This window comes from Desulfonema magnum (assembly GCF_017377395.1).
GTDB lineage: Bacteria > Desulfobacterota > Desulfobacteria > Desulfobacterales > 4be13 > Desulfonema_C > Desulfonema_C magnum.
Map to the genome: position 1 here is coordinate 5177344 of NZ_CP061800.1, position 15814 is coordinate 5193157.

Consider the following 15814-nt stretch of genomic DNA (forward strand, 5'->3'; position numbering starts at 1 on the left):
GGGATTGCCGGAAAAAACACCCAGGATATGACAAAAAAATATTTTTTTCTCCATGTCATTTTTTCGAAAAATCATCCGACTATAATTATAGGAAAAGACGTTCTGAATGTTAAAATGTGTATAACTATCATTAATTAAATATTTTTTTTAATTAAAGGCTTGACTTTTTCAGTCTCACAGACTATTTACTGAATTTCATTTAACCGTTAAGAATGGAGATAGCCTTATGTCTTCTGCTTTTTCCGGATTAAAAATTCCCGAACTCTCTGTTGATCCAGCCGAAGTTTTCAAATCTGACAACCCTCAGCTTGTGTCCGTGCTTTTAGATGAATTTGAATTGCAGGAGCAGCGTCCCTTTTTCAGCGGACTGATTCCCGAAAAGCAAATTAATATTGCTCTTAAAAAATCACCCCAATTAAAAAAACTGGCCTGCCATCTGTTAGAAGCATACGAAATCAATGGCAGACGATGGAAACATGCGGATCGGAGGCGTGTTCTTGAAAAAGCCATTCGGCTTTTGGAGAAGGTGAGTAATGAGTTAAAAGGAGATATTCAAAAATTAGAAAACAATGTGAAAGAGTCAGGAAAAGACAGCGAGGAATTAAATAAAACCAGGGAAAAACATGGAGAAATTTTGGCAGACATGGGCAGGGCTTATTTGCATCGGGCGAAAATTATCCGCCCCAAGGGCTTTACCATTCCGGCAAAGAAAAAGGAATCTCTGAGAAAGGCACTTGATTTTTGCAAAGAGGCCAAAGCCAGACATCTGGCAGGTCTGGTGGGGCTGGAGATGGACAGATGCGACATGTCCGATTTTGATTCTGAAAATTCTCTTGAAAAACTGCTGAGGGATGCGACCACGGGAGTTAGTCTTTCCAAAGATCAATATTATAGTAATGAATACCGGAAAGCAGAATACTACCAGATGTGTATCCGCCTGGCAGAGATTGAGGAAGACAAGCACGGGGCTACGGATGAAGGCTCTGAGAATAACAGATATAAACGTCTGGAAGGAATCCTCGGACCAAAAAAGAGTCAGGGGAAAAAAAAGGGGAAAAAGAATAAGAAAAAAAAGGGGACGAATTCAAAAAGCGCATTGGAAAAAATAATGGCGTTTGAGAAATTCAAAGTTGCCGTATATTTGGGAGAGGGTAAGGAAAAAACACATTGGAACGATTTTTCCGAATTTCTGATGAGATATCCTTTTTCACACCCTTCATGGGAAGATTCGGTTCGGTTTCTTCGCCGTCTTTACAAAAAAGGGAATGACAAATGGAGAGAGTTGTCAGTCGCACTTTGGGAAATTGCGAAAAAAAATTCAGCAAAGACATCTTCCATTCATTTGCGCTGGTACTGGTCAAGACAGAGGGATTTATATGATCTGGCTTTTTTATCTGCTCTTGAACAGGCAGATATTGCAGAAGATGAATCAGTCAGACAAGAGAAACTGAGGCTTGCCGCCAAAGTCGCCGACTCTGCAAAAAACAGACCCGCTCTGACCTGGCAGGCAATGGAGCAGATGGCAGATAAGGATGAGGCACTTAAAAAAGAGATTGAAAACTACGCCCAGGCACTCGGGGGAGGATATATTGAACAGTTTGAGAAAACTGAACTCCCAAAAAATACAAATCCGCAGGATGACATTCCAGATGACCTGAAAACATCGGGACTTGTAGTTCAGTTTTATCTTGTCCATCTGAAAGATTATGAAAACGGCTATGCCCTGATATATGACGGAAAAACAAAAAAGTGGTCGTGTGAAATGTTCAATTTTTTTCCCATTTGGGAAAAATACCTGCAATGGCAGAGTGTTTATTTTGATTTGCCGGCCAATCAGAAAGAAGAGTCCGCGGATCAGCTAAAAGCGCTTTGTCTGGAACTTGGCAGACATTTATATTTTCTTTTTGATTTTGAAGAAAATCGGAAGGCTCATGAAAAAAATCAAGATACTGCTAAGGAAAATTGGGACATGCTTTTTATTCCTCATGATTTTTTACACAGGGTTCCGATTCATGGAGCTATCAAAAAAAATGGAACCAATATTTTACTGAAAAAATTTAATTGTACCTATTTTCCGACACTGCCAAATGCTTCTATTACGCCTGAATCACCAAAATCTGATAACGTGGCAGAACTGATTGAGTATTTCAGTGAACATGAGAAAGATTATTCTGAATATTTTGACAAAATTGAACATATTTTTGATAAGAAGAACAGAGCAGCAACATCTCAGGATTTACTTGACGCTGCCATTTCTCCCCCAAGAACGCTAACTATTTATTGTCACGGGCAGTCAGATGTTAACAATCCTTTTTATTCCAGATTACTGCTTAAAGACAAACTTGAATTAATAAAACTGGCAACTTTACAGGAACATTATTCAGGAACTCATATCTTTCTTGGCGCATGTGAGACAGATTTAATGCCGCCTTTGTCTGCTCCCTTAGATGAACAGCTTTCTATGGCAGCTATGTTTTTGCAAAAAGGGGTAGGATCGGTCTTGGGAACATTATGGGAAGCATATCCCCGGGCTGTAAAAGACATTGTAAAAAATATTTTGTCTGCCGATGATACCCAATATTTTGAAAAGCTGTTTAGCCTAAAGAAAAAAATATCTGTGAATCAAAAAAAATCACTCTACTATTATTTATGTTTCAAATTATATCGTTCTTTTGATCAGATAGGAAAAGAATAAATGAAATCAGAAGAATTCAGGCGCTACCCAAATGAATGTCTGAGAGTTCGGGGAAACGGAACAGGCTGTGAAAAATGCGCTGTCAAAATACGGAATTTTTGTCCTGATGTGATGATAGAACTTATTGAGAAGATGAGTCGTCATTTGTCTGCCAGTTTTAAAGAAATGTCTCAAACAGATCAGGATGCGATATTATCAGACACAGTGTTTGCGATATGGCAGGGAGTTGAGCGTTTTGAAGGACGAAGGGGTGCAAGGTTTTCCACTTGGGCATGGCGTATATTCAATAATAAAACAACAGATTATCTTCGTCATCAATACCGTTACAGGAAAAAAGAACTCAGTCTGTCAGAGCTTCTTGCAGATGATGAACAGCATCCTGCTGCTTCTGATTCCATTGATGAAAATAAGGAAACAGAGCAAATCCTTATTGGTCTTAAACAAAACATGCCTGATGATGTGATGAACTGCATTCAGCTCCTGATTGAATTGGATGAAGCCAAACAAGATAAAAAAACTCAGGAATACCTTGCAGATAAATATGGCTTAAAAACTAACACGCTGACAAAACGTATTGTGAGATGTCGTAAACGGATATTACTATATTCTGAATCCATAAAAAATATGATAAGAGGATGACTTATGTATTCTCCGGGAGATATTGTTTCAGAAGCATTTATAGGAAGCCACAGCAATATAGACGGAAATTATCCTGTCTTAATAGACGGTAATATCGTTGGCTATATTAGCTTTGAATATCTTAAAGGAAGATTGAAAAAGAGAATTCAGAAAAAAAAGCATAAAGGAGAATCTGTAAAAATTTATGAACTTATTTGTATTTCAAAAAAAGGGAAACATGCATATTTTATTCCTAAATATTATAAAACCAGACTCATTGAATTTTTTTATAATGGTGAAGAAATAGAAAATACAGATATATGGAGCCTCAAGTGGAAAAAAGCAGCCTGTAATTTCAACAATATAACATTTGAAAACCCTAATGAAAATGATCAGCCACCTTGTCATGGATATAAAAAATCTTGGCAGTTTGTAGTTACTCCTAAGTGGATTATGCCTGTAACAATTTCCCAATATAGTGATTTTCTGAAGTCAGAAAAAGCTTTTTGTCCAAATACTCTGAAAAAATCTGACGATCGGAATTATGTGCTTCCTTCGGTTTACAAAATAAAACTATTCGGGGAAAATGAACATCTGCCTTTGTGCTATAAGGGTAAGATTGAAAATAAACCTGTAAAAATTTATCTGCATGGCACACTTGATCCCAGAAAATGGCACTATGGAATCCGATGTCATATGTTGAATAACAGTGGCGAACGAAAATGGTGGGAAAGCTGGCTGGGAGGAGCCTTTGATATTGATTCAGGACAGCTATTTCAGGATTGCCCTCCGCCAACCCAAAAGAATTGCGGGGGGTGTTCACTGGATCAGTTTCAGAAAATTAATGAGAATAACGCATTTATTGATCTGAGAGATAAATATTGGAATAAAGCAGTCACTTTTTGGGAATCTGAAACGACAAAAAAAACAGTAAAGCGTGAACCGCATGGAACTTATGATTCTTTTGAGATTTTAATATTTAAGAAAGAGTTGTTAAATACAAACGGAGAAGAGGATTTCAAGTACCCGCTTCTTGTTCTTAATGGATGGAGCTATGACTACGATCCATCTGTTTCTGATGAAGCAATACTGCATGTGAATATTCTTACATTTTATATAAAAAATGGCAGACCTCGGATTGAAGTGAAGGAACTGAAAGATGTTCAGAGATTATAAAAATAGAAAATTCGAAGATTTTCTGTATTCCCCGGCAACAGATATCCTCATAAACTGGGGCAGAGCGCATATTCTTCGTCCTGAGTATTTACAGGAAACAGAAGATGAATGGAATTTTCTCAAAAAGAAATCAGATACCAGAGGCTTGTTGGAAACAGGAACAGCAAGTCTGGAAAAAGATACAGAAGATGCCTTAAATTTTCTCCACGGTCAGGAAACGCTTGATCTGTATGATGATATGGCAATACAGGCACAAACCGCTCTTGAAATTCTGGATAATGCCGTAATGTTGTCCGAGGCTGTGGAATTTTTTCCCGATCAATCAGATTTCTCTGAGGATTTTACAAGGAAGGCAGATCATTTGCTTCAAGAGATTACCATTGACTGTGAACCCCCTTCGCTTCGGCTTATTCCGATAAACCGCTGGCGCAGGGAAGTGTTACAAGATATTCCTGCGGAATTTCAATATCTGTTTCCGTGGTATGTCAACTGGTCGGAGCTTCCGCCGGAGACCCTTGAAATTCTGATTCAGCACTGGAAAGACATAGAAAATAATCAGCTTGAAATGATTGAAACTGATTCGGTGACACTTGATGGTGAGACGCTTTATGTTTTATTAACCGCATTGACAAAAGATCACGTTTTGTTAAATCATATTCGTCATCAGTCCCGCACCGCTGAGGTATTGTCTCAGGCCGTAAAAAAAGATTTCAAATTACAGCTTCTTTTAAAAAGAAACAGCGATGCGCCGAAATATTTTGTATCGGACGAAGTGGAAGATAAAGGGCTTTATATTTCCGCCTGCAAAAATATTGACACCAGAGATCCGCTTGATCCGAGAGAAGTTTTAAATCCTCTTCGATCCAAAGAAGACAGGACAGAACGGCTTTTTCTCGCAGCTTTTTGCGGCCCCGGACTGACCGATGAAAAAAGAATTGATCTGTTTGGCAGAGTTGAAAATAACTTAGATCGCCTGGATTTTTCAAAAATAAAATCAGACAGTCCGCTAAAATTAATTGACCAATGGAAAAAACAAGGGGACTCCCAGCTTAAAAAATTGTCAGATATTGTTTTAGAAAGCTGGCTTGATAATTTGACTGTCCAAGCGAAAAAAGTTGCCGAACCCGTTCCCAATGAAAATATTTCTTTTCTTGATACAGTCAATCGAATAATGACAGATGCCATCGTTGAGCCAACAACAGTTCTGACTGGTTTTATTGAATGGATTAAAAATTTTTGTGCGTCCGAATTATATACTGAAGCAGCGAAATCAGCAGGGCCTTTAAGTAAAGAGTCAGTAGCGTCTCAGGATATAAAGAAATCTTTAAATTTGGATAAAAATATCTTTGAGGACGATCTGTATATTGAGGACGACAGTCTGAAAATACGAGACGATTCTCCGTTACAGCAACTTGATAATATAGAATATTATTGGAACGGTTGGTATGAGCCTCTTGACGGAGATATGGAAAACATTTATTCTGATGCGGAAGAGGGCGATATAACGCCGTCTTTTGAAATCGGAAAAGACAAGGAGTATAAAACAGTTGTTGTCTGCATAGCTACAGATGAAGAAATAGTAAACACTGTTGTTTCAAAGATAAATTCAAAGGAAGAGCCTCTGCCGGAAGAGAAGAAAAATACGATATGGCTCATTTATACAAAAAAATGAAGTTAAGCCGGGGGATCAATCCCCCGGCTGAAAGCAAAAGCAGCCTGAAGGCAGCTATAATCCAACCGTTCTTAGCTGGCTTCAGCCTGCTTTCGCTATCAGCCCCGGCATTGATGCCGGGGCTTTCTGGCGTATCATCAACCAGCAGATGATTGTTGCGGCGCAAGCTGCCTGAAATTTTGAAAGGAACAAAAAATGACAACCCTCTCCATTCAACTCCCTGAAACGGTGTTTTCAGCCCTTCGCCAGCCACCCGATGAGTTTGTCCGGGAAATGCGAATCGCTGCCGCTGTAAAATGGTTTGAAATCGGTAAAATTTCCCATGAAAGAGCGGCTGAGATCGCTGGAATGTCACGGTCTGAATTCATGGACGTAGCTCAGTGAATTCAAAGTGTCTCCTTTCCAGTATTCAGCAGATGAATTAGCCGCGGAGTTACGAGATGCGGATTGATCGGATTGTAATTGACGCATCTCCTTTAATCGTATTGTATCAGATGCTTTGGCAAAATTACTGAAAGCTGGTCTGTGGCTTTCTCCTGAAGTTATCCATATTCTTAAACAACAGGCAGGAGAGTAAAAAACAATGCAACACATCATCCCTCTCACCATCACATTTCTTGAATCGTTCCGTGTAATAGAATGGCACAAATCATCAGATCGAAACAGCCTGCGTTTTTTGCGGGGATATGCCTATGCCCGGTGGCACAGGAGCCTGAAGAACAACAAGGGAAGACCTTATATCACCGGCACGCTGGTGCGCTCCGCCATCATCCGGGCGGCTGAGGAACTGCTCTGGCTGAATGACGGAAATTACAAAGGAGCGATCTGCTGTCCCGGGGAATTTAACGGAAGCAATGCAAAAGTGTTTCGGGAAGGAAAAGCCAGACGGCTTCGCCGGAGACAGACGCTGACATGGCCGACCAAGTGCGCCTGCCATGAAAAAGAACCCTGTCCCTTCTGTCTCTTGTTAGGACGGTATGAGAAATCGAGCAAGACCTCAAAAAGCCCGGTGCTGAACAATGTCAACTTCTCCAATTTTAATGTGCTGGGAAAGGAAAAGGAATTTCTGAATATTGAAGATGTCGCGGATATGCGGGTTGTCAACCGGGTGGATCAGCAGAGCGGCAAGGCTGAGGATTTTTTCAACATATGGGAAATAACAGATGGTGCGTGGAAAATCTTCAGGGGGGAGATTCAGGTATCAGACAAAGGATGGAGTGATGAAGAAAATTTTTCAAAGTTTCTGACGCTGCTCAAAGGCGCGTCGGTTCTGGTGGATAAGATTTCAGGAGGACTGTGTTATCTGACGCTTGACAAGCCAGAGTTAGCGGAACTGCCAGCCGTGAAAACGGAAAAAGATGTTCTGGAACCGGGAGACGATGCCAGTGTTTTGGAGATATCCAGACCGCCTTACTGGAATAATATGCTGAATCTGGCAGGAACGATCAGCGAGGCATTTGAAAGAGAGGACAAGCTGGTTCATCTGAGGCTTTTTGCTGATACGGTACGGGAACTGAGAAGATCGGATATTGAAACGCTTGACTTGCCAAAAGGTCATGCGGATCGCCTGGGCAAACCGTCCGACCACTTTATTTGGGATATCGAAATAAACAAAAAAGTTAAGTTGAGAAACTGGCTGTTCTGGATTTTTAATGAATTCAGAGATACATACGCCTACTTTGATTGGCGAACCTTTTGCGAAGCATTGGGACAGGCATTATATCTTGAGGCAAAAAAACAGGTTCCCAATCAGTTCTCCAGCGAGAGACCTGTGGGAGCGACCCCTGCCATGGAAGTCAAAACACCGGAACATGATCCTGGCAGAGCCGCCCAGGGTCCCCGTTATGAATGGCTGATTAAGGGCGAACTGGTTTCCCAAACTCCTTTTTTCTTTGGATGGAGCACGGAAGCAGACAACCGTGAGCACACCAATCTGAAGCTTCTGGCTGCAAGGGACGGAAGGCTGCGGCTTCCCCTGTCAGTTCTGAGAGGAATTTTACGACGGGACATAAAGGTTGTCCTTGACAACAAATGCAGAGCGGAACTGGCGATGAAACAGCCCTGTTCCTGCCCGGTGTGCAATCTGATGAAAAAAATAACCATCAGAGACAGTTTCTCGTCAAATTATGCGGAGCCGCCTAAGATTCGCCACAAGATTCGGCTTGATCCCAAAAGCGGAACAGTCGCAAAAGGGGCTTTGTTTGATTCGGAAGTGGGACCCAGAGGCGTGGTCTTTCCTTTTGAACTTCGGCTGCGATCCGCAGATGACACTCTGCCCCAAGCTCTGAAAACGGTTTTTTCCTGGTGGCAGCAGGGGACTGTCTCGTTTTCAGGGGATGCGGGCACGGGAAAAGGCATCTTTTGTCTGAGAAATCTGAAAAGCATCAGATGGGACTTGAAAACAGAGATGGACAAGTATGCTGCCACTCTTGGCGGACGCAAGACACCAGTTGGGAAATGGGATAAATGTCATATTCCCGATGATAAAACATATCCGTGGGTAAAAGAAACAGTGGAGATTTCTGTATGCTCGCCTTTTATAACAAAGGATCCGGTCAACAGCCTGATTGACTCTGCCGGATATGATGCGATTTGTTATACCACGGTTGATTTGGAGAAATCGGAAAATATCAATTCATTGCCTGAAAGCGAAATAAGCCTTTTATTTGAAATGTTTGATTTGCAATATCCAATGAGTTATTTATTTCCGAATAAGGACATATATCTTCTCAAAGGAGAATCTTTCCGGGGGATGCTCAGAACTGCCGTGGGAAGAGGAGAAAATCTGCTGCTCAGGGAACATGAGGATTGTTCCTGTACGCTTTGCAGAATTTTCGGCAATGAACATAATGCGGGCAAGATACGGGTGGAAGATTTTATCATCCAAGGAGAACCGAGAACAAAGCTTGTGGACAGGGTTGCCATAGACCGTTTCACCGCAGGGGCAAAGGACAAATTCAAGTTTGACGCCGCGCCGATTGTCGGAACTCCGACGAATAAATTGAAATTCAGGGGAAACATATGGATTCACCGTGACTTGGATGGCCTGGCCTGCGAGTCCCTGAAACTGGCGTTGGAAGATATTGAAAACGGGCTTTATCCTTTTGGCGGGCTTGGCAATGCCGGGTTCGGATGGGTGAATTACAACCCTTTGTCCCATCCGGCCCAGGAGGAAAACAAGGCTGATTTCTCTTTGACGAAAAAAATGGAATTGAATTGGAGCATGAAGGAACTGTCAACAGATAAGATTTACTGGCCCCACTATTTTCTGCCATTTGGAAAAAAAGTGCTGCGGGAAAAAACACCGCCCAGCCATGCCTGTATAGACGAGAATGAAGATTCTGAATTATATTCCGGGAAGATCGTATGTACTCTTGAAACTCGAACTCCGCTCATTATTCCTGACAGTGAATTTCAGGGGGAGGAACATAAGTCTTACGATTTTTTCAACCTGAATGGTGAACTATGTATCCCCGGCTCTGAAATCAGGGGAATGATATCTTCAGTATTCGAAGCTCTGACCAATTCCTGTATGCGAATTTTCGATGAGAAGAAACGGCTTTCATGGCGGATGAATCCGAACAAAAAGGATAAAAAGAATAATAACAGGAGAGAACTGGACGATTTCATTCCTGGAAGGGTTACAAATGATAGAAAAATGGAAGAAATGAAGGAATATCGCTATCCGTTTTATGATCAGGCTATCACCGCCAATGATAAGCAAAATAAATATTTCGATCAGTGGGAAGCGACGATTGAATTGACGGATGAATCCCTGGAGAAATTAAAAGCGGAAAAAATTCTCCAAAGTGTTTTGGATGCCCTGCGTCCGTTAACAAAAAAAAAGGAAAAGTATAAAAATACGGAAACATTCGTATTTGATTTGAAAAAATTCATAGGGAAAATAGATGATAATCAGCAGATGATTTCTGAGGCGTTGGAGAGAGGCAAAGTCAGATTAACTGGCAACTCCTTGAAACAGATATCTAAAACTAAAAAAATTCCTCGGCAGATTTTAAATCAGTTGAAAGGCTTAAAAGACAACACATATGAAAATCGGGAACAATTTATCTCTGTTTTAAAAACAACTGTCAGAGGAATAAATGATGAACAAATTTCTTTGATTCTGGATAATATTGATGAGGATGTGAGATTAACTGACCTCTCTTTGACTAAAATAAGAAAAGCTAAGGTTCCTCAGACCTTGGTTGATATGCTGGCTGACTTAAAAAAAGACGAACCATATAAAAATGAGAAAGAATTTCTATCTGAATTTAAGAAAAAAATGGGTGAAATTATCGGGCTGATTTTAAAACATGCCGCGAAAACAGGAGGAGATGTCCCGCGTTATAATCATCCCACGCCCACAGACAAGATGCTATTATCTCTGGCAGCGTATAATCGGAACCATAAGCATGAAAACGGGAAGGCAGAATACAGAATTGTCAAGCCCAAGCATAATCTGAAAGTGGATTTTATGTTTGCCGTAACTCCTTTTGAAAATCCGTTTAAAGGTTACAATCCTGCGGCTGTCGTGGAGGAACCTGTTGGGGGTTATCTTAAAGTCAGCGGTCCCAACAAAATAGAAAAAGTAAAAAAAGTCAATCCGAACTCCGTATCTGTGCGAGACGACAAAAATCAGGAGATTATCCATAACGGAGTCTATCTGCGTAAGATCACAGTGGCAAATGCCAAAAGCAAAAATAAGCTGCGGGAACGTCTTGTGCCGGAATTTGCCTGGTATGATAAGGATAGTGAGGCTGCTTATGCCATGACCAAGCGATGTGAGCGAGTCTTTGTAGAAATCGGAGCAAAGCCGATTCCTATTCAGCCCAGTGCCAGAGAAAAATTTAAGATTCTCACACAGGAATATCAGAAAAACGCAAAACAGCAGAAAACGCCCGAAGCTTTTCAGACAATTCTTCCGAAAGATGGTGAGCTAAGACCAGGAGATTTGGTTTATTTCCGGGAAGATAAAAAGACCAATACTGTTACGGATATCATCCCCGTCCGCATCTCCCGCACCGTGGATGATGAGGTGCTGGCTCGGAAAATACCGGATGATGTGGGAGATGTGAGACCTTGCGTCCGGGAAATCCTTGATAAAGAAAAACAGAAAGAGATAGCAGATGCCGGGGTGAAAGAGGTTTTCCAGCACCATCCTGACGGGCTGTGTCCGGCCTGCTCCCTTTTCGGAACCACCTTTTACAAGGGACGAATTGCCTTCGGATTTGCCTTTCACAAAGACAAAGACCCGGAACTGGCAAACAACGGCAAACACATCACCCTGCCCCTTCTGGAGCGTCCCCGTCCCACATGGTCCATGCCTAAAAAAGAAAGCAGAGTTCCCGGCAGAAAATTTTATGTTCATCACCAGGGATGGGAGCGGGTTATCAAACACTCAAATTTGGATGAGTCGGATCCAAACGCCACAAAGCAAACTGTAAACAACCGTTCTGTTCAGGCAATAAAAGAAGAGCAGAAATTTCAGTTTGAAGTCAGGTTTGAAAATCTGAGAGAATGGGAACTTGGTCTGCTGGTGTATGTTTTGCAATTGGAGCCCCAGTTTGCTCATAAGCTTGGAATGGGAAAGGCATTGGGATTTGGCAGTGTCAGAATAAGGGTGGGTGAGATTCATTCCGGCCCAAAAGAACTTGATGAATCCCGCCTGGTATCATCTGCCATGAAAAAAATGGAGGAAATATGGGACAGGGACAAGAATGTTTTAGAGAAGCTGTTCCGATTGCTTTATTTCAATGAAAGCAAGGATATCAAAGTCCGCTATCCGAAACTGCAAAAGGAAAAAGAAGAAGAAGAAGAAGAAAGCGGCTATATGGAATTGGCAAAAGAAGAATACCAGCCTGAACAAAGAAGAAATAAATTGACCAATCCGTGGGAAGGCTGGGGAAACATTCTGAAAAAGCCCGCTATTCTCATCTGACCTTAACCCAGAACAGCCGGGCAACATCAGTCCCCGGGTTTTTCCACCAAATCGGCATTTCAGAGGTCAGGCGAACCACATCCCCGGGTTTCATGGTGTATTCCTCTGTTCCCAATATGAACTGCAATTCCCCTGACAATAAATAGCCGACTTCCTCTCCCTTATGTGTAAAAAAATGAAAAGGCAATTTTTTACCCGGTGCAATCTCAATAAGATAAGATTCTGTTGAGGTTTCAGAATCAGCAGAAGTGAGCTGCTTTATGTAAATGCTTCCTTCCGAAAAATTCTGATTTTTTATATCTGCGGCATCTCTTGCCAAGAACACCACGCGATTTCTCAGACCAGTTTTCTCCTGGAAAAAATCGCTCACCTCGGCAGAAAGAACTTCCGCCATTTTAATCAGGGCCGGAAGAGAGGGATAGATGAGATTGCTTTCCACCTGTGAGATGCTGCTGGATGTCACCCCCACAAGTTTCGCCAGTTCTCTCTGGGAAAAACCTCGCAGCATACGGAGTGCTTTCAGACGCATGCCAAGGTCAATAGGCCCCGTGGTTCGTTTTTCAAAATCAAAAGAAACGCGCAGACCTTTGGACCAATAATTATAAGGTTTGTTCTGAGCGTCCAAATTCCGTTTTTCAGCCTTCAGAATGGTCAGGGAGGTTGTTCCCCTTTTGACAGACAGATCAATGGCCACCTGGGCAATTCGGTTGATCTGAGCCCTGAGACGAGGCGAATGTGCGCGTTTTTCCATGATCCAGTAAGCAATGGTGTTCAGTTCATACAGCCGGGGACAGGAATGCACGTAAAAATTAAGGACATGAACTTCCTCACCCCAGAGTTCCTGCATACCGGTCAGGCTGTCAAAAACAAATCGCACGTCTCCTTCCAGTGTCGCATGGGTATCATAAAGCACGTCCATTACCTTGTCCACTTTGTCCGGCTCTTCCACTCTGATAATCTGACAGGTATGCTGAACAGCATCTTCATAAAATTTTAAAAAGACAGGTGTTCCGGATCCTTTTCCGTGGGTGAAACAATCCAAAACAATCAGCCTCGGATTATCAGACAGGGGCCCGAGCTTATCCAGCAGATTTTTCGGAGAACGGTCAAAGCTGACATAAATGATAGGCTTTTCCTCAGCCCGGGATGCCTGAATAAAATTAAGACAGAACACAGACGCGAGACGGCCTGAATCATCATGCCACACAACATTGTCGCCGATGTAAAGTCCCTCCAGCAGACGGTTCAGCTGAGGCACACCTGATGATATCTTCATTTTTTTCAATATGATACCCCTTAATTTTAATGAATTTCAGACACTCACCGCATCGGAAACGTTTAGGAAAAGCCTTGAAAAGGTGATGTATTAGCTAGTCCTGCACAAATAGCAATGAATGAAATTCAGTGTCCCGGTCATCGGGGGACTGAACGGGATCCATCACTACCTTTGCAGGGCTACCATGTATTGCAGTCCGAGATGAAGCCCCAATGCTGTTGACTTAGGCAATTCCGAACGGATCCGGAGTGCAAAAATTATATTTTTGCGCTTGCGAAAAAGCATTTTTCGCACTCCGGAGAAAATACCGGAAAACCCGCTTACGTTTAAGTCAACAGTATTGAGGTGAAGCCCAGGCCCGAAAATACTGCATAAACGCGCACAGCCCCGAAGGGTCGCATTCTGACACGCTCCTCCGGGGCCGGACGTTTTTTGCATACGGACCCGGACCGTTGCCCCGGGCTGTATAAACACACCTTTTCATCCGATAATCAAGTTTTTTTCTGTCATTCCTGCGAAAGCAGGAATCCACAGCTTTCTGATCACAGAGTTCTCAGGGTTTTTTCCGAATCATGCCGTTTTTTATACCAGTCCCTGATCCAGCATGGCGTTGACCACCTTTACAAAGCCTGCAATATTGGCACCTGCCATGTAGTTGCCAGGTTTGTTATATTCGGCTGCCGCATCCAGACAGGTCTGATGAATATTTTTCATAATGCCTCTGAGACGGCCGTCAACCTCTTCTTTAGGCCAACTGATACGCATACTGTTTTGCGCCATTTCCAAGCCAGACACAGCCACGCCACCAGCATTGGCTGCCTTGCCCGGAGCATAAAGAATCTCCTTGTCCAGAAAAATGTTGATGGCTTCCGGCGTGCTGGGCATGTTCGCACCTTCGCTGACCACCTTGATTCCGTTGTTGATGAGATTGTAAGCATCTTTTTCGCTGATCTCATTCTGGGTGGCGCTGGGAAAAGCACAGTCTGCTCTGTGATTCCACAACGGATTATAATCCAGAGAGGTATCTGCTTCTGTATAAACCGACTGGGAATATTTGTCAACATATTCGCTGATCCTGCCCCGCCTGATATTCTTGAGGCGTTTCACAAATTCCAGTTTTTCTGTGTTTATGCCCTCTTCGTCATAGATATAGCCGGATGAATCAGAAAGCGTGACCACCTTCGCGCCCATTTCAATGAGTTTCTCAACAGTGTATTGAGCCACATTTCCGGCCCCTGATACCAGACAGGTCTTCCCCTTGAGGGTCTCATTTCTGGTCGCCAGCATTTCAGCAGCAAAATAAACAGAACCGTATCCGGTTGCCTCGGGACGAATCAGACTGCCACCCCATCCCAGGCTTTTGCCGGTCAGCACGCCGGTGAACTCGTTGCGAAGTTTCTTATACATACCAAAAAGATAGCCGATTTCCCTGGCTCCCACGCCAATATCCCCGGCCGGGACATCCGTGTTCGGGCCGATGTGCCGGGACAGCTCGCTCATAAAGCTTTGGCAGAAGCGCATGACCTCGTTGTCTGATTTTCCTTTGGGATCAAAATCAGATCCGCCCTTGCCGCCGCCCATGGGAAGGGTGGTCAGCGCGTTTTTGAAAACCTGCTCAAAGGCCAGGAATTTAAGAATGCTGAGATTCACTGAAGGGTGAAAACGCAGACCGCCTTTATACGGACCGATGGCGCTGTTCATCTCTATCCTAAAACCCCGGTTCACCTGTACCTGTCCCTGATCATCCATCCAGGGAACCCGGAACATGATGACCCGTTCTGGCTCTGTGATTCTTTCCAGAACAGCGGCCTGACGGTATTCGGGATTCCGGTCCAGCACTGGCTTGATGGTCTCTATGACTTCTTTTACGGCCTGATGAAATTCCTTCTGCCCCGGATCCCTGTCTTGTATGATTCTCAAAATATCTGACATTAAATATCCTCCTGTTAACTTTTTTATTTTTTACAGCCTGTCTTATTTTTCGCAGTCTGTTTTTAAAGGAACGCGGAACAATAATATCCTCTTCTCTTTCATCTGTTTTCGAATTGGCAGATCCGAAATGTCTCTGCCGAATTTCCCAATGCCTCGGAAGCAGAGAACAGGAAAGGTATTTGTTCCGTGATCCTAAACGTAATCTGAAATTTTAAAATGTAAGTAAGGGATGAACCAACAATTAAAAATCAGTTGGTTAAAGAAAAATCTTCTTATCATCAGATCGGAAATCCTTTTTCGCGGGAAACCGCCTAAACGCGGAACTAGGAACTTTTCCAATGTGTCAAACTTTTTAAGATAATGTTTTGAATGTTAAGTGTCACTCACACCTCTGTGATATATTGACCGACGACAGCAATACTTAGCATCTGAACCGCTCTCAAATTTTCTTAAAAGTTTGCAAGATTAATAACCTGTTGTTTTTAATAGTATAATTATCCAAAT

The 15814-nt window shown here is 42.6% G+C and carries 9 protein-coding genes; 6 read left to right on the top strand and 3 right to left on the bottom strand.

The genetic code is table 11. The features are described 5' to 3' along the window. Nucleotides 1-226 precede the first annotated feature (226 nt). The 4 genes from csx29 to csx30 are packed head-to-tail and all read left to right on the top strand — an operon-like array spanning nucleotide 227 to nucleotide 6161. Nucleotides 227-2695, top strand: coding sequence for a type III-E CRISPR-associated TPR-CHAT protein Csx29 (csx29, locus tag dnm_RS19850; protein WP_207678643.1), 2469 nt, complete (start codon nucleotides 227-229; stop codon nucleotides 2693-2695). Further along, the gene (locus tag dnm_RS19855; protein WP_207678644.1) at nucleotides 2696-3334 is read left to right on the top strand and encodes a type III-E CRISPR-associated RpoE-like sigma factor; all 639 of its coding nucleotides are present in this window, start codon (nucleotides 2696-2698) and stop codon (nucleotides 3332-3334) included. A 3-nt stretch (nucleotides 3335-3337) separates the two neighbouring features. Continuing rightward, the gene (csx31, locus tag dnm_RS19860; RefSeq protein ID WP_207678645.1) at nucleotides 3338-4489 is read left to right on the top strand and encodes a type III-E CRISPR-associated protein Csx31; all 1152 of its coding nucleotides are present in this window, start codon (nucleotides 3338-3340) and stop codon (nucleotides 4487-4489) included. Next, complete coding sequence (gene csx30 / locus dnm_RS19865; RefSeq protein ID WP_207678646.1) at nucleotides 4473-6161, top strand: type III-E CRISPR-associated protein Csx30; 1689 nt, start codon at nucleotides 4473-4475, stop codon at nucleotides 6159-6161. The genes csx31 and csx30 overlap by 17 nt, the downstream gene beginning before the upstream one ends. Here the strand turns inward: csx30 and dnm_RS19870 are convergent. Next, on the bottom strand, nucleotides 6142-6363 hold the full coding sequence (locus dnm_RS19870; RefSeq protein WP_207678647.1) for a hypothetical protein: 222 nt from the start codon (nucleotides 6361-6363) through the stop codon (nucleotides 6142-6144). The genes csx30 and dnm_RS19870 overlap by 20 nt on opposite strands. Between dnm_RS19870 and dnm_RS19875 the strand changes: the two genes are divergently transcribed. Both dnm_RS19875 and cas7-11e read left to right on the top strand, forming a co-directional pair. Continuing rightward, the gene (locus dnm_RS19875) at nucleotides 6357-6545 is read left to right on the top strand and encodes a UPF0175 family protein (protein ID WP_207678648.1); all 189 of its coding nucleotides are present in this window, start codon (nucleotides 6357-6359) and stop codon (nucleotides 6543-6545) included. The two genes, dnm_RS19870 and dnm_RS19875, sit on opposite strands and share 7 nt — an antisense overlap. A gap of 199 nt (nucleotides 6546-6744) precedes the next feature. Further along, complete coding sequence (gene cas7-11e / locus dnm_RS19880; RefSeq protein ID WP_207678649.1) at nucleotides 6745-12102, top strand: type III-E CRISPR-associated gRAMP effector Cas7-11e; 5358 nt, start codon at nucleotides 6745-6747, stop codon at nucleotides 12100-12102. Here cas7-11e and dnm_RS19885 read toward each other — a convergent pair. Then, on the bottom strand, nucleotides 12095-13378 hold the full coding sequence (locus dnm_RS19885; protein ID WP_246556394.1) for a cupin domain-containing protein: 1284 nt from the start codon (nucleotides 13376-13378) through the stop codon (nucleotides 12095-12097). The genes cas7-11e and dnm_RS19885 overlap by 8 nt on opposite strands. 582 nt (nucleotides 13379-13960) lie before the next feature. Then, on the bottom strand, nucleotides 13961-15310 hold the full coding sequence (gdhA, locus tag dnm_RS19890) for an NADP-specific glutamate dehydrogenase (RefSeq protein WP_207678651.1): 1350 nt from the start codon (nucleotides 15308-15310) through the stop codon (nucleotides 13961-13963). Nucleotides 15311-15814 lie beyond the last annotated feature (504 nt).